The 15392-nt window shown below is 58.3% G+C and carries 10 protein-coding genes and 2 pseudogenes; 7 read left to right on the top strand and 5 right to left on the bottom strand.

From position 1 onward, the window contains the following. A pseudogene (locus I6F36_RS33495) lies at positions 1–256 on the top strand (transposase); the annotation flags it as partial. Between the two features lie 91 nt (positions 257–347). Here the strand turns inward: I6F36_RS33495 and I6F36_RS33500 are convergent. After that, complete coding sequence (locus I6F36_RS33500; protein WP_225144498.1) at positions 348–2030, bottom strand: NEL-type E3 ubiquitin ligase domain-containing protein; 1683 nt, start codon at positions 2028–2030, stop codon at positions 348–350. An 816-nt stretch (positions 2031–2846) separates the two neighbouring features. Beyond that, a complete protein-coding gene (locus I6F36_RS33505; protein WP_225129534.1) occupies positions 2847–3092 on the bottom strand; it encodes a hypothetical protein in 246 nt (81 codons plus the stop codon). A 2601-nt stretch (positions 3093–5693) separates the two neighbouring features. Between I6F36_RS33505 and I6F36_RS33510 the strand changes: the two genes are divergently transcribed. From I6F36_RS33510 to I6F36_RS33535, 6 genes and pseudogenes are all read left to right on the top strand, one after another. Then, positions 5694–6437 carry a hypothetical protein gene (locus tag I6F36_RS33510; protein ID WP_225144497.1) on the top strand — a complete coding sequence of 248 codons (744 nt, stop codon included), beginning with the start codon at positions 5694–5696 and terminating at the stop codon, positions 6435–6437. 562 nt (positions 6438–6999) lie between these two features. Then, positions 7000–8070, top strand: a complete 1071-nt coding sequence (locus I6F36_RS33515) for a cytochrome-c peroxidase (RefSeq protein WP_225172934.1) — start codon at positions 7000–7002, stop codon at positions 8068–8070. A 1174-nt stretch (positions 8071–9244) separates the two neighbouring features. Further along, entirely contained in the window at positions 9245–9868 is a 624-nt protein-coding gene (locus I6F36_RS33520; protein ID WP_225144495.1) for an ATP-binding cassette domain-containing protein, read from the top strand. A 489-nt stretch (positions 9869–10357) separates the two neighbouring features. Continuing rightward, positions 10358–10905 (top strand): annotated as a pseudogene (locus tag I6F36_RS33525) (DUF2478 domain-containing protein). A 172-nt stretch (positions 10906–11077) separates the two neighbouring features. Next, positions 11078–11632, top strand: coding sequence for a peroxiredoxin (locus I6F36_RS33530; RefSeq protein WP_225129540.1), 555 nt, complete (start codon positions 11078–11080; stop codon positions 11630–11632). Between the two features lie 6 nt (positions 11633–11638). Next, entirely contained in the window at positions 11639–12187 is a 549-nt protein-coding gene (locus I6F36_RS33535) for a carboxymuconolactone decarboxylase family protein (RefSeq protein ID WP_225129542.1), read from the top strand. A gap of 237 nt (positions 12188–12424) precedes the next feature. Here I6F36_RS33535 and I6F36_RS33540 read toward each other — a convergent pair whose 3' ends face one another. From I6F36_RS33540 to I6F36_RS33550, 3 genes are read right to left on the bottom strand one after another with little or no spacing between them, the layout of a single operon-like run. Continuing rightward, the gene (locus I6F36_RS33540; protein ID WP_027571403.1) at positions 12425–12721 is read right to left on the bottom strand and encodes a ferredoxin family protein; all 297 of its coding nucleotides are present in this window, start codon (positions 12719–12721) and stop codon (positions 12425–12427) included. 38 nt (positions 12722–12759) lie between these two features. Beyond that, positions 12760–14067 carry an FAD-dependent oxidoreductase gene (locus I6F36_RS33545; protein ID WP_225144563.1) on the bottom strand — a complete coding sequence of 436 codons (1308 nt, stop codon included), beginning with the start codon at positions 14065–14067 and terminating at the stop codon, positions 12760–12762. Between the two features lie 11 nt (positions 14068–14078). Beyond that, positions 14079–15191 (bottom strand): electron transfer flavoprotein subunit alpha/FixB family protein, encoded by a 1113-nt coding sequence (locus I6F36_RS33550; RefSeq protein WP_225129546.1) that lies wholly within the window; start codon positions 15189–15191, stop codon positions 14079–14081. Between the last annotated feature and the right edge of the window lie 201 nt (positions 15192–15392).

Here is a 15392-nt window from a genome sequence, read left to right on the forward strand (position 1 = left end):
CGAGCGGGCCTATGTCGACAAGGGATACCGCGGCCACGACGCACAAAATCCCCGACGGATCTTCATCTCCGGCCAGAAGCGCGGCGTCTTCGGTGTCATCAAGCGCGAGCTGCGCCGCCGCTCCGCCGTCGAACCCATCATCGGACACCTGAAGGCCGATGGTCACCTCGGCCGCTGCTACCTCAAAGGCCGCGCCGGCGATGCGGCTAACGTCATCCTCTCAGCCGTGGGCCACAACTTCCGCCGCATCCTCGCCTGACTCAGAGAACTCTTGTGCCTCATCCTGCTCCAGCTATGGCGCACGTTCGGTCGTCCCGCCGCGCTCAATTCGCCTTCTTAACAGACGACTAGGCAGATCGACGGGCCCTTGCGTCGGAGGGCGCTCTTAGCTCAATGCCGAGTTTCCCGAGCACCTGGTGCATGACCGCGCTTTTGATCTCGCGGGCGATCTCGTTGCGTATCTGGGCGCCGAGCACCCGCTCGGCATCGGCATCGCCTGTCAGACCATGCTCGGCCAGTCGCTCATCCAAGCGGGTTTGAAACTGTACGCCCATCGCGTCGACGAGGCGCTCCTGCATTTCAGCATAGTCTTCGGGTGCGATGCGCCTCACCACGCTTTCCCATGGTTGCCAGCGCGCTGCTAAATAGTTCGGAAATTCCGCGGCTTCCTGGTTCCGCACCGATGCCTCGGCCCTGGCCACATCGTCCTCGCTCACCTGAGAGACGTTCATGAAGCGCATGTCGGGAGCGATGTGCCGCAGCTCCAGCGCGTCCCGCAGCTGGGTCTGATAGGCAAGGTAGACCTCGATCTCATCGACTTCCGCGTCGGGATCGGCACGACGAAGCGAGTTGACCCTCTCGCGCGCGATTCCGTCCAGAGCTTCCAAGCGAAACATGACGCGGCCGTGCTGGAGCAGTTCGCCCAGTCGCCCATCATAGACGCCGTCCTCGACATCAGCGTTCAGGCGTGCAGTCTGCATGCCGTTCCAGGCCAAAGTAATGCGATCTTCGCAGCTCGCATTCGCTCCCGAAGCCAACTCGAAATACTCCTCGCGCAAATGCGGCCTGACGGCTGCCTGCCGCAAATCTTCGGCGACCGCTTGGCGGAACGCCTCGTTGCCATAGTTCACCGTGCCCCGGAGCCTGTCGAGGAAGCGTGCATAGTCCGCGGCCCCCGGTTCATGGGCGAAGTGCTGCCAAGTGGCCATTGCCGTGGGCTCGCCCTCGAGCCAGTCCGCGGCAACCTCTTGCAGGGACCGCGGCTGAACTTCCACCGGTCCATCCGCGGTTGAGAAGAAAACCTGAGGGCCGGCATAGTCTTCGGCATGCATGGCCGTTGCCAAGCCGGCCTGCACCCGCTCGGCAAGCGGATTATTCTCCAGATCAACGCTCGAGTCACTGCTTAGCTGCGTCAGCAGGGTCTCGGGTACGTTGGTCAGATAGTTGTTGCTGGCGCCGAGCCATATCAGCTGGGGCGGGACCGTCTCAGGCAGGCTGGTCAGCCGGTTGTGGCTCGCGCTGAGCCATTCGAGCTCGGCGGGAAGAGGTTCGGGCAGGTCCGTCAGCTGATTGTACTCGACGTTCAGACGCTGGAGCCCTGCTGGAAGCCCGGGCAGTTGGGTCAGGCGGTTACCGCGGGCGTCCAACTCCTGAAGCGTTGCTGGTAGGCGTTCGGGCAGGCTGTTGAGCTGATTGTCATCGACATTCAGGCGGCGCACCCCGGCCAGAATGGGCGCAGACAACGCGGTCAGGGACAGTGACGACAGATCTAGCAGCTCGTTGATATCACCCGCGCGCCGCCAAGCCCTCGTTCGACTGACCGCCTGTTGCCGATCCTCATTTTGCCCCTGCCCGTCTTCGGCAGCCCAATCCGTCAACACCTCCTCCTGCCAGGCAGTGGCCTCGGCAGCGGACGCCTGCACGTCCGTCAAGGCCTCTCCCCATTGCGATGCGCCCGCAGAGCCCAGTTCGGAGCTTTCCGAATTGGAAGTTGCGGAAGGAGTACCAGGGCCGAGCTGTTCTGCATTCATCGATGTCGTCCTTTCGGTAGCAAAAATTAAGCGAACTCGCCGGGGCGGCGCATCTTCCGGTAATCCCCAACCATGGATGGCGCTCCACCGGCTAACCGCAATGAGCTGCGATCACAGAGGGGGGCCGTCACGCACGACTGGCGCGAATACGCTGCTGCGAGTGCCACCGAGGAACTGCAGACGGTGCAGCGAACCCGGGCGAAGTCTCGCCTCCTGGATCGGTTGATGTTGAGGTCCACCCTGGTCTCGCCTGCCAGATCTGTGCCCATTGAGCCGGGCCTGCAAGCGAGTAGCGACGTTCATGATACGAGAGCTAGCTGTCGATAAGCTGACGGACCGCGGAGCGACAAAATGGCGAATGGTCCCCATCAATTTCTCAACCTTAGGCTCAGCGCCCCGCAGGCGAATGAATTCGAGCTGGGCCGACTGATGCCGGGCGCCGGCACGCCGGCAGCGGCGCGCTTGCGCCGGCAACTTTGCTGTCGCTTGCGGCGAGGCGGCCCCACTTCTCCCCGCGTTCAAACGCTTGTGTTATAGCTGAGCTTAAAAGCTTGCAGCCCATCGCGCCTAACGCCGCTCGCCCTTGGCTACGAGACCCGCGCGCACTCAAATGTTAACAACACGGGCTCGTTAAATTCTCCGATGACGAGTTCCTCGCGTTTTTGACATCGGCCACGTGAACCGGCCATCCCCCTCGGCTTACCGTCGCAGACCTCGACAGGCAAGCGCCCATGAGACGCTCTTGATCCGTGCACGTTCGACTGAATGACCGGACAGCTGTATCTGCACTGATGCGACAGAGTTTATATGTCAAGCTCAGTGTAATCGAGCGGCGCCGCGATCAATGAACTTGAGCATCGACTGAGACTTGTTGATCTCGCATGAAACTCGTTTCAGTATACGTATTGCTATCTCCTCGGTCGCAATCAGCCCCACTCTCTCGCAGGCTACCCCAAAATGATGCATCACCTGCTCCTCGGAGGGTGCGATACGATTCTGCAACACGCTGGTCGTCAATGACGAGAGCATGTGCTCGACGACGTCATTCTCCGCCTGGCTCAAGACCTAGTCCTTCTGATTTTTTGTTCAGTTCCTTTGGCGACCACATCGCATAGAGTGTCGCTGCGACGGACAGTCGTCTTCAACATCGCAGCTTCATGCCCGTTGAACTCTGCTTTCGAGAGATGGTCGTTTACCTCACCTGCTCGGACCGCTTATCCTCAGCACACGCGCACGGCTTCAGATTGCGTGAGTTGCACGATTCTGATAGCTCCACAGCGGCATTCCGCTCTTTTGGAGTGTGCCGACCGAATGATGGTACAAATATGGAAGGGGCCCTAATTCCGACCTTCCCAATCAGAACGCCGTCAAGATGCGACACTCGAGAAGCTATTCTCTGGCAAACGTCCTGGCCGGCCTGGCCTCCGGCCTTTCGGCTCAACGCATTGCATGTCGTGGCGTAGCCCACGATCTTCCGACGCGGATGCTTTCCTCGAAACTCGGCAGAAATCTAGATTGAAACTCAACCGCCGCCCCTTTCCGGAACATCGAAAGGTCGACGGTGCGCAGTTGCTTGTTGCGCGTGACCACCACTGTTGAGCATTTAACGATGTCGCCGGCGCAATCGATTTCGCCTAGCGCCCTCGTGAGGGTGGTTTGAAAGGACATAAGGCCTTCCGAGCTTTCACCGCAGCGTTCTGCGCGGCATCAGTGCTGCGGGTCATCCTCTGGCCGGAGTGACCGGCTATTCCGTTGGAGTATCTGCTTGCGAGCGCGGGCTGTTTAGCCAGCGCGCTTTCGCTGTTGCGTTAAAAGCGCCTACGGCTGTGGTCAACCATATTCTGCTGCCTGCATCATTCCATCATTGCGATCTGGCGACTCCAACTGATCAGTGTAGGGGCAATGGCTGGCCCGGCGCCCCGTGTGACCACGGAAATGGCTTTCCTGGCCATCGCCCGCAAAACGAGAAAACTAGCAATCAGCAGGCCGTCCTCTCGGTCTCCATTTGCGTTGCGCCGTCAACGGATCAGCAAGCGTACAACCTGTCGCAACGTGAGATTCAAGCTAATAAATCGGTCTTCTGAGGCGTGCACAGCGGATGTCGATAGCGATGATTGTCTGTGGAATGCTCATTTGGCTCGACACTGCGTCCAGCCGACATTTTACCTTGGATAACCAAGATCCAATCCCGGCGCGTGCGTTTCTTTGATTGGCTGGCGCGCGCCGTGGATCGCAGTCAGCCTGGCTCGCCTTCCTCAAAATCGCACCCCCGTGGCTTTCCCATTATGTTGATGAGGTCCACCTCGGCCCATCGATGATTTATCGGGTAAGCGACTGCGAATGGCCGTAGCAGCGCGGGACCGACCACCATCGGAGCTCGCAATGAAGCCGCCATCGCCTTATGCCGCTTGGGCCGCTAGAGGTCGACATCGCTACGTTCGGGGTCGCGAGCTGCTGGCCTAAGTCAGGTCGCGCCCAGCGCCTGAACAGGCAACAAAGCCGTCAAACGCTTGCATATTCCGCTGCCATCGACCATGGGGACATGCGTTGTGTGTTACCAGCTCCTGCTTGAGCCGTCTGCGTGGCGGGCATGGGCTTAACTGCTCTCCGGTGTTGGCGCACCAATCAATGAGCGCTGGAATTGTGCAAGGCACACGACCGCGGCGCCGTGAAAACGCGAGGATCTGCCGCGATTTCTCGTCACACGCGCGGTGTAGGGTGATATTGATTGATAGAGTGGCATACATCCAACTGCTCGCCGCCTACCGCGAAGAACAGGCGGGAGGTCGCAAGTTCTCGGATCAACTATTCGGCAGGAATGCGGAGCCAAGGAATGGCCGCTCGGTGACGATAGATATGCTTGATACCCCAGGGACGAAGTGAACTAGATCTGTGATGACTTCAATTGATGATACATTAAGTGAGATCAGATGGCTGCGGAACGAAATCTGGCGCTGCCGTCGATTCCTTAAAAGGGACCTACCTGACGCAGAGCGCAAGGCCGTTGAGAGGCGTCTGCTTGAACAGCTTTCTGCCTTTGAACGGCTCTTGTCGACGTCGTTTCCTTTGACCTTGAGCCCTAAAGTGTATTCGGCCAAGAGCACCACGATCGGACGAAGCGACTCCCCTGAAGCGCCCATCGAGAACGCCGCAATGGCATCAAGCGGTTCCTTCGGGAAGTCGATGGGCGGCTAAGAGGCTTCCTAGCTGTATCTGTACCTTGAGCCCGCCAGTCAAGACCAGGCTAATTCCCAGCTGAGAAATCTGAGGAAGACCGCTATTGAAGAAACATCCAACGCCAGGATACCGGCGATCTTTTGCCAGTTGTAGCCGATTTAGCCAGCTGCCGGAAAATACTTGGTTGCCGGGCACAACGCCATACCATGATGAGCAGCACGGATTTCTGCAAATGTCCGGCCGCAACCACTACAGTTTACGCAGATTCCCCTTCCGACCAGTTAGGCCGATGGCAATCTCACGACGGCCTCAAAGTCAGCGAATGGCAGCAGCTCAGAATAAAGCGCAACTGCTGCAGTACGAAATCGAAGTTCGGAGCGCATTACAACCTCGTAACACGCGTGGGCGCACATCGATCGTTGATCGAGGCGAATCGATTCACAGAGCTCAGTGCCCCTGATAAATGAACTGCGGCTCGGCAGGCTGATGCTTCAGCCCGATCGACTTTCGGCCACCAAGCGGGCCAAACTCCGGCTCCCGTCAGTCTGGAACACCTCACTGTCGCTCGATTTCTGCGACTGCCGCTCGGACGCCTCACTCTCGATGGAGGACGACCGGAAGCCTGTTGAGACGCCGTCTCGGTCGGTCGTTTCTCTCCGCCGCGATTGGCATCCTGCGGCGGCATTCTCCGCGCAAGTTCTTGAAATTGTCCCTAAGACAAAACATGGCCACGTCCGCATCGCCACGCCCTGTAAAGCGGTTACAGAAGCGCATCACGTCCGGTCTGCAGGAGGTCAAGACTTCCTCGGCCCGCCGATCTCGCGCGCGAGCGTAGCCTGTGCACCACGCCGCTGCGATCGCGATCACGATCGCAATGAGGGCCGCTGCACAGCGATGCGCATTGGGAATCCAGCTCATTCGTCGCTCATGACCCACCAAATCTGTCTTAAGCCGCATATCGGTAACTATTACTCTTTCCTCAATCTGTTTACCGGCGCCTCGGCAGCCATGGTCGCGCTGTTGCGGGGCAGCCGCAATGATTACGGCCTCCCGAATCATCGTCCCGCCACGAATAACACGCTCGTTGCGAAGACACGGAGGTCCAACAGAGATCGGCTGTTTAGCATGTGCGGCGATGCTGGCTCCCAATATGGCGTTCTGCCTTCGCAAGGCCTACAACCTGACGCTACGGTCGATTCAAGCACTTTGAGCGTCGTCCGGCATGTGTGAATCGCTCTGAGACGGGCATGCCCTCATTGGGCGCAGCAGGACGAACTCCCGACAACTGCGCGCCGGACCGGCTGCCTCCGGGGTAGGAACGTTACCGATGCTGGTGGATGACGCTTAGCTTAGTGAAGCGGTTGAAGCCGCAAAGGGCACGCATCGAGACGATCAGTAACAAACTGCGTCGACGCAGCTCCTTTTGTTCGCGATCCGATTTGCAGAGTCAAAAGAGTTCGGTAGATGGGTTTTCCGAGAAGCACAGAGGTTTGGACCGACAGGCCAGGATACCTTGCCTGGATGGTGATTGTCGCAACTGCCACGTACCATCGATGACAGCCTCATGCGGCCTGCTGCTATTCACGGTGCGCAATTGCTTTAAACCGGCTCAGCAGCTTCGACCTTGAGCCCCGCTGGCACACCGGTTGCTAGTAACACCGGCAGAACGTCAGCCTTGGTGCGGCCTAGCCGGAACACGGAAGACACCATTCGACGTTGACTGCTACAGGTCTTTCTGGGACCGAGGGCTATGTTCGCGAATCCACGATCTAGGAGAAAAGCGAGACTTCACATGAAGAGATTAGCGGTACGCGAGTTTTCCAGGGTCGGCAGGTTAAGTGTTATGGCCTCAGCCATTCTGGTTTCGCCAGCAGCAGGCGCCAATGAGGATTTGATGAGCGCCGCCAAGCGCATTTTCAAGCCGATTCCCTCAACCGTTCCAGCGGTGAAGGACAATCCTATCACCCATGAAAAGGTCACACTTGGCAAATCCTTGTTTTTCGATCCGAGGCTATCGGCGAGCGGGGTTATTAGCTGCAACACGTGTCATAACCTTGGGACGGGCGGGGTAGATGCCGGCCCGACGTCGATTGGTCATCGCTGGCAGCTGGGGTCACGTCGTGCGCCAACAGTCTATAACGCAGTCTTCAACGTGGCGCAGTTCTGGGATGGACGCGCGGCGGATCTTAAGGCGCAGGCCGCGGGCCCTGTCCAGGCCAGCATCGAAATGAATACGACGCCCGATCGCGTGCTCAGAACATTGAATTCAATGACCGATTATGTCGCTATGTTCAGCAAGGCTTTTCCCAACGATGCGACGCCAATTACGTTTGAAAATTTCGCCAAGGCCATCGAGGCTTTCGAGGCGACCTTGATTACTCCCGCCGCCCCATTCGATCAGTACCTCGAGGGCGATGAATATGCTCTCACTGATCAGCAGAAAGCTGGGCTAAAGCTATTCATCGCAAAGGGATGCTCCTCTTGCCACAACGGAATCAACGTCGGTGGACAAGAATACTTCCCGTTCGGCATGATTGAAAAGCCCGCCGAAAGGCTGCTTCCGAGGGCGGACAAGGGTCGCTTTGCCATCACCAAGGATCTCGGGGACGAGTATGTTTTCCGCTCGGCGCCGTTGCGGAACGTCGCGTTGCGCCCTCCTTACTTCCATTCTGGTCAGGTTTGGAGTCTTAAGCAAGCGGTTGGCGTGATGAGTGAGGTTCAGCTTGGCGCAAAGCTCAGTGACGAAGAATCTGACGAGATTGTAGCGTTTCTGAATTCGCTCACCGGGCAGCTGCCAAAGATCGATTACCCGATGCTGCCAACGCGGACCATTGCAACCCCAAAACCTTGCCTAGACAAATAAGCCTTCACGATAGCGACACGCTGCGTTGTGATTAGCGAGGAAGATACCGCTGCCGCAGCGAAATCAGGCGATATCGCGGTCCAAGCTGGAGCATTTAGCAGGCTGCAATTGCGAGCCTCGAGTCCCAACGGTTCGTCGCTGACGCAAGAATTCCTTCGGAGCCTGTAAAAGTATCCAACTTGGGCAGCTCAATCCTGGGTCACCTCGCGTTGCAACAAAGGCCCGCGCGCCTGAGATGCGCCCGCGACCGGTGCGGCCAGGAAGACGTTCTCCCGTAGCTCGCGGGCACAGCATCTCATCTCACATCAGCCCTTTTTTTCCAAGCGCCCCGCTGCCGACTTTCACCTCCGCGCACACCGGAAGGTGCGCCAAATCGGATGACATGGACTTGTGCATCATTGACGAGTTTTACGGCCGCATGTTCGCCAAAGCACCATCTCCAATGCAAGAGGCGATCGATCATCCTCAGCTTCCACTTCGTAGCTCCTGCATGTGCGGTTGGTGACGCGAGCGTCCAAAGCCCTACAATGACATGCGGCGATTTACGCCGAGTGGAGCCCGATACAAAGCCTCCTTCACCGCTAGACGCGCAGATATTCATTGAAGCGGCACGCGGATTGCTGGGCAGGGATCAACCAGTCGCGACGGCGGAGCCGGAGTTCCAATGAGGCTTATCCGATTCATCCTGATCGATCTAGCTTTGATGCTGCTCGCACCCGAGAATGCAGGGGCCACGACTATGGCGACCGGCGCAAACTTCAAATCGGCTAGCAACGCTGTGGGAGGCTTGATGCGGACTTCTGATCCCGAGCCAGTATTCAGCTCTGGCGCGAGCCGAAATCTTTACCGTCAAACCTCTCAAGCCCGGCCATTTGGACATTCAGCAGAAGCCCTCGGCTTTGCCAAGCAGGCTGAGAACGTCGCGTTGCTAGGTGTCTCATTGGCAAGCGCAACCGGGCAGCGTCCGATTGTCACAATCCTCGCGGCTGGGAGATGAAGAAGCCTCTGGTCTTAACTCCGTTCTGCAGTTCGCCGCCGCACCTTATGCCCTCACCCGAGTAGAGACGCCGTGCTGGAGCGGCACGGACTGGATTTTCGGAGGCATGGTCATGATCTCCATTGCAGTGATTGTGCTCGTGTCTTGGATGGGAAGATACAGCACCGGCGCAGGTTCATGAGAGAAGCAAAAGCGGGCCATATAGCGGTTACGTTCAACGGCTCTCTCGCAAACATTCCGCTAGATGCGCAATTCAGCGTACCAGCCAAAGGCGTCACAGCGACTTTGGGTCCGCCCGGGTGCGGCAAGACCACACTCGCGCGCTGCATCGCTGGCGTGCAGCGTCTGCCGAACGCATTTTGTGCGGTCGATGGAGCGATTTGGCAGGATGAGACGACATTTCGACCGCCTCATCTGCGTCCCGTCGCATATGTATTCCAGCTACCAATTCTTTTCTCTCATTGGTCTGTACGGCGCACCCTTCTACATAACGCGTCAAAATCGACACCGACACTGATCGATTTTGATGGTGTGGTCGAATTACTCGCCTTGGCGCCACTGCTCGAGCGTTCGCCATCGCATCTTTCCGCGGCCGAGCGACAGCGACTTGCGCTTGGCGGCGCGTTGTTAGGCCAGCCTAGGCTGCATTTGCTGGACGATCCACTCGTTGTGCTCGACCGCTCCGCCAAATGCGAGATCCTACCATTTCTCGAGCGCCTGCGGGAACAGCTCCCACTGCCGATGATCTACATCAGCCATGACATCGCTGTATCGAGCGTTTTTCCGATCATCTTGTCATGATGAAAGATGGCGTCATGACTGCGGCAGGGCCGCTCAATGTCGTTTAGAGCGATCCGGCGCTTGCCAGGCGCCGCGACGCGGCAGTCTGTCTTGATACCGTGGTCGGCGGCTACGGACGCTATGGGCTGATCATGCTCCGCCTAGAGGGGGCACGCCTTCTGATACCTGGAGTGCCGCTTAGACCGGGCGCGCAGCTGCGGCTCCGCATCGCAGCCGGCGACGTCAGCATTGCGTGTGAGCGCCCGCGTGCAAGCTCTATCCTCAACGTATTTCCGGCACGCACAAAGCCTCTCTGCCGTTCGACGAGGCAGAGGTCACCTTCTTCTGACTGTTGAAATTGGCCGTTCTGGCGTAGCTCTTGGCGCGCATCACGCGCCGGTCCTTTGATGCGCTACGGCTCAGCGATGGAGCGGACGTATTCGCCGAGGTCGCTCGCGCCGTTCCGCTTGCGGCTGCCGAGCGGTGCTTGCAACACCCGCCACGACCCGCATGAGAACGTCGACAGCTATTCCCCGAAAAGAGAAACACATCAACAGGATCCCAGCCGTGATCGACGATCTGGATCAGATACGTCCGTATAGTGTGGGGGCAATTCGCTACCGCCCAAAAGACGATGCCGATAGGCTACTCGCCCAGTTCGCTCAGGATATCGCGCAGCAAGGCCTACGCTTCGGCGGCATCGTGCAGCGACACTCGATGCGTGCAAATGTGACGCACGTCATGCTCACAATCGACGTTGCGACGGGACAAGAGATCTCGATCTCCCAGCCACTCAGCAGCGGAGGTCCTGTAATCTCGGTACAAATGCGCTTGCCAAGGCAGCAGCTGTCCTTTCCCAGGCACTTCGCAACAAGTTCGATCTTCTCATGACCAACAAATTCGCCAGACAAGAAGCAGCTGGCCGGGGCCTGCGCGCCGAATTCGTTGACGCGATCACCCGAGGTGTAGTCCTGACGGCCGTTCCGAAGAAATGCCTTGCCGACTGGCGACCCTTCAGCGCGGGCGTTGGCACGCTGCTGCCTTGTGATCGTAAATAGTTGGAGCGAAGCGCTTGGCTACTGATTTTTCAGAACTTAGCGCTGATCGACTCTCCAAGCGCGCGAGCATGCTCGTATCAAAGCCGCTGGAATCCACTCCCGAGAACGGATGGCATATAGTTTGCTTCAACAGTGAAATCACGATCTACAAAAGCAAATTTGTGAGGACAGCATGCTCGGAATTGGAAGTCAGTTGCCGCCGTTCGAAATCACAGGCGTGAAGCCCGGTTTTCAAGCGCAGGAAGAAGGAGGACAGAGTGCATTCGAGACACTGACCGAGGCGAGTTTTGCAGAAAAATGGAAGGTCATCTTCTTCTATCCCAAGGATTTTACCTTCGTCTGCCCGACAGAGATCGCTGAGTTTGCGCGGCTCTCCAAGGAATTCGCCGACCGCGATGCGATTGTACTCGGTGGTTCGACTGACAACGAGTTCTGCAAGCTCGCTTGGCGGCGTTCACATGTCGACCTGCACAATCTGCCAATCTGGCAGTTTGCAGACACAAAGGGAACGCTCGTCGATGGTCTTGGCGTGCGTTCACCTGAAGGGGTTGCTTATCGTTACACCTTTATTGTTGACCCCCAAAATACGATCCAGCACGTCTATGCGACTAATCTCAGTGTCGGGCGCAGTCCTAAGGACACGCTCCGCGTTTTGGACGCGCTGCAAACCGACGAGCTCTGTCCCTGCAACCGCGAAATCGGCGGCGAAACCTTGAAGGTTGCTTGAGGCAGCATGTCGTCGATCGAACAACTAAGCGACAGGATTCCAGATTTTGCGAAGGATGTCAGGCTTAACTTGACCTCCTTGGTGGCCGATGAGACGCTTTCGCCACAGCAAAAATACGGGCTGCTGCTGGCGAGCGCTATTGCCACCCGCAACGCAGCCCTGATTGCCGCGATCGAATCGGCTGCCGCCGCCGTGATGACATCTGTGGCGATCGCCGCAGCAAAAGCCGCAGCCTCCCTCATGGCAATGAACAACGTTTACTACCGCTTCGCTCACCTCGTTTCCAACTCGCAATACAAGACGATGCCGCCACGGCTGCGTATGAACATCATCGGCAATCCCGGCGTCGACAAGTCCGATTTCGAGCTGTGGTCGCTTGCGGTCTCGGCCATAAACGGCTGCGGTGCTTGCATCGATGCCCATGAGAAGACACTGAGAGCCGCGGGCGTCAGTTCCGAAGCGATCCAGACCGCCGTACGCTTTGCCGCGATCATGCAGTCAGTGGCGATCGCAATCGAGGCCGCTGGGCCCACCCCCTCTCGGGCGAGGGGCTGATCCTTCTTCTGCCATACGATCGACTGCGTTGTGGCGCCACTCAGTGACGCCACAACGAGCCCTTTGTGGCTCCCGAACGAGCGGGACATCTGCAAATCATGTCTTGCGCAGCGTCCGCATGAAGAGCGTCTTGCTCGAATTCCAGGCGCCGTGCAACTGACGCGGAATGCGCCACACATGCGGTGAGATCCTATCGCCTAACCTCGGTCGCACCACGGCCCGCCCTTTTTTCCACCATCACCCAAACTTGAACAGCACTCCATATCCGCCGCGCGGATGGCTCCATTCGATGTCGCCGGTGGGCTCGGCGATCACGCGGCAGGTACCGCACTCGATGCAGCCGTCAACGGTTATCTCGACCTGGCCGTCGTCATTGAGCTCGTAGCATCGCGCGGGGCAGGCTTTCAAAAGTGCAAGTAGCTGCGGCGATGGCGTCGTGTGCGCACGGACCTTGACGTGAGGATGACCGATGTCGACAAGATAGCGGTTGTAATACAGCTTGTCTTCGACGCGCACTGGGGGTTCGACATTCATGCTTTGACCTTCCATTGTTAGCCTTCACGCTGTCCCGGTCAGCGCCAGGCCCGTGCAAAACGATAAGCATCGCCGAACAGACCTGTCCATGACCTCGCCTTGGCAAAGGATTTCAGGGTCGCCTTCTCCTTCTCAGCCTTGGGCGTACCATCGACGCGCACAAAGTTTTGCATCGCCTTGGAGATGAGCTGCGGATACGTGAGAAAGAAGTTTTGTGAGTGCGTATGCATCAGGGGCGGCAAATCCTTGTACTTCTTTAGATCTTTGATGACGAAGGAGTCGTCCAGCATCTTCTTGTAGATCGCCAGATTTGTTGCACTCATCGGCTCGCCGCGCGATTTCACCAGACCTATCGCTTCGGCGGCGATACGGCCGGAAGTCATCGCGAGATTGGAGCCCTCTCGATGAATGGCATTGTTGAGTTGGGCCGCATCGCCCACGACGACCCAGCCTTCGCCATAAAGCTGCGGGATCGACTTGTACCCGCCTTCAGGAATGAGATGCGCCGAATATTCCTTGACTTCGGACCCTGCTATCAGGGGCGCCACAGAAGGATGCCTCTTGAATTGATCGAGCAGGCCGTAGGGCGTCCCGCCCGTGCGCTGGAAGTCGGCAACGAGACAACCGATGCCGAGCGAAATGCACTCTTTGTTGGCATAGATGAAACCCATCCCTGTCATGCCGTGGGAAATGGTACCGGCCGCCTCGATCACGACGCCTTCATCGCCCTTGAGATTGAAGCGCGCCTCGATAGTCTCGCGAGGCAAGAAGTGCATCTCCTTCACCGCGAGCGCAACGTTATCGGGTCTCGGCCGCGCGCGCAGGCCCGCGCGCGTCCCGAGCAGGCCATTGACCCCCTCGGCCAGCACGACGACATCGGCATGTATTTCGCCGTCTCGGCGATCTGTACGAACACCGACGATTCTTTCACGCTCGTCCCGTACAAGCTCGGTGACGGTCGTCTCGCACAGCACGGTCGCGCCAGCCTCCCGCACCTTGGAAGAGAACCATTTGTCAAACTGGGCCCGTATAATCGTATACCGGTTCGGCCGTTCCTCGTTGAAGTCGTCTGAGCGGTAATGCATGCCGACATGGGAGCGATCGTCCATCATCCAGAACCGCTGCTCGATCAGATGACGTTCGAGCGGCGCCTCCTCTCGAAACTCGGGGACCAGCTTTTCCATCATGTCGGCATAGAGGATGGCGCCCTGCACATTCTTCGATCCGGGATATTCGCCCCGCTCGAGCTGCAGCACCTTCATGCCGCGTTTGGCCATGGTCAATGCCGCCGCATTGCCGGCCATACCGGCTCCGACCACGATCGCATCGAATCTCTCTTCAATCATCATCATCTCCTCTAGGCCGTCGCGATCCGGGCGCGCGAATTCGGCAAAAGCCGGGCGCGAAATGCGGCCGTGAGCGAGGGTAGCAATTGCATGGCGTCACTGACGATCGCGAGATGGGCGAAGTCGAAGATCGGAGCGTTCTTGTCAGTATTGACGGCGACGATCAGATCCGCGCCCTCCACACCAACCCGGTGCTGGATCGCGCCGGAAATGCCGGCGGCAATATAGAGCTTTGGCCGGATGGTCTTGCCCGTCTGGCCGATTTGCCGGTCAGACGTGACCCAGCCTTTTTGCACCAGAGGACGCGAGCAGCCATATTCAGCGCCAAGCAGCGTTGCGAGCTCGCGCACCAACCGAAAGTTCTCAGGCGATCCCAGTCCCAGACCGCCCGCAACCACGACATCGGCATAGGCCAAATTGGACGTTTCTGCATCGCGGTCGGGTAGGAACGACAATATTTTTGTGACAATATCGTCTTCGATAAGACCGAGCGGATGGACGATGATACGAGCGGCATCGCGTACGACGCGCTCAGGCATCGGCATGACCCGCGGGCGGACGGTTGCCATCTGCGGACGATAGTTCAAAGTATAGATTGTGCAGAGCAGCGAGCCGCCAAAGGTCGGACGCGTTGCCGCAAGCGAACCATCGGCGTCGACGTCCAGCGCGGTGCAGTCGGCAGTGAGCCCGGTCGACAGGGTCGTCGCCACGGAACCTGCGAGATCGCGACCGAGCGTCGTCGCCCCCAATAGCAGGATCTCGGGCTTGTATGTGTTGACGAGTTCGGTTAGCGCTTTTGTATAGGATTCGTTGCGGTAATCCGACAAAACATTGTCGCTCACGAGATAGGCCAGATCGGCGCCATAGCAAAAGGCATCAAGCGCGGCGTTACGTGTGTGCTGCCCCTCCGGACCGATAACGACAGCGGCAAGATTCACTTTTAGCCTGTCGGCAAGCCTGCGCCCCGCCCCCATGAGTTCCCAGGAAACCGGATGCACCTGGCCGCGCTCCAGCTCAACAAAGACCCAAACGTGTTTGTACGCCTTAAAGTGCTCCGGCAGTTCCTTTTTTGCTGCTGCGCGGCCGGCCGCCGCCGGCATGGCCGTTCTGGTGACATTGCTCATACTCAAAATTCCTCTCAAAGATAGGCGCGCCCGCGCCACAGGTCGCTTTTTAGCTTCGTTGACTGAAGATCACTTTTGGTCAGCAGGTGGCCGGTTGCTCTGCCCCGTCAGCTTGGTCCGACCGGCCGCACAACAAGACCCGTCGTCGCGATAGACGTCCGGTCCGGCCGGATTTGGAGAGGTCTTCCACACTGGCCCCTT

The sequence above is a fragment of the Bradyrhizobium sp. BRP19 genome (assembly GCF_020194195.1).
Lineage (GTDB): Bacteria > Pseudomonadota > Alphaproteobacteria > Rhizobiales > Xanthobacteraceae > Bradyrhizobium > Bradyrhizobium yuanmingense.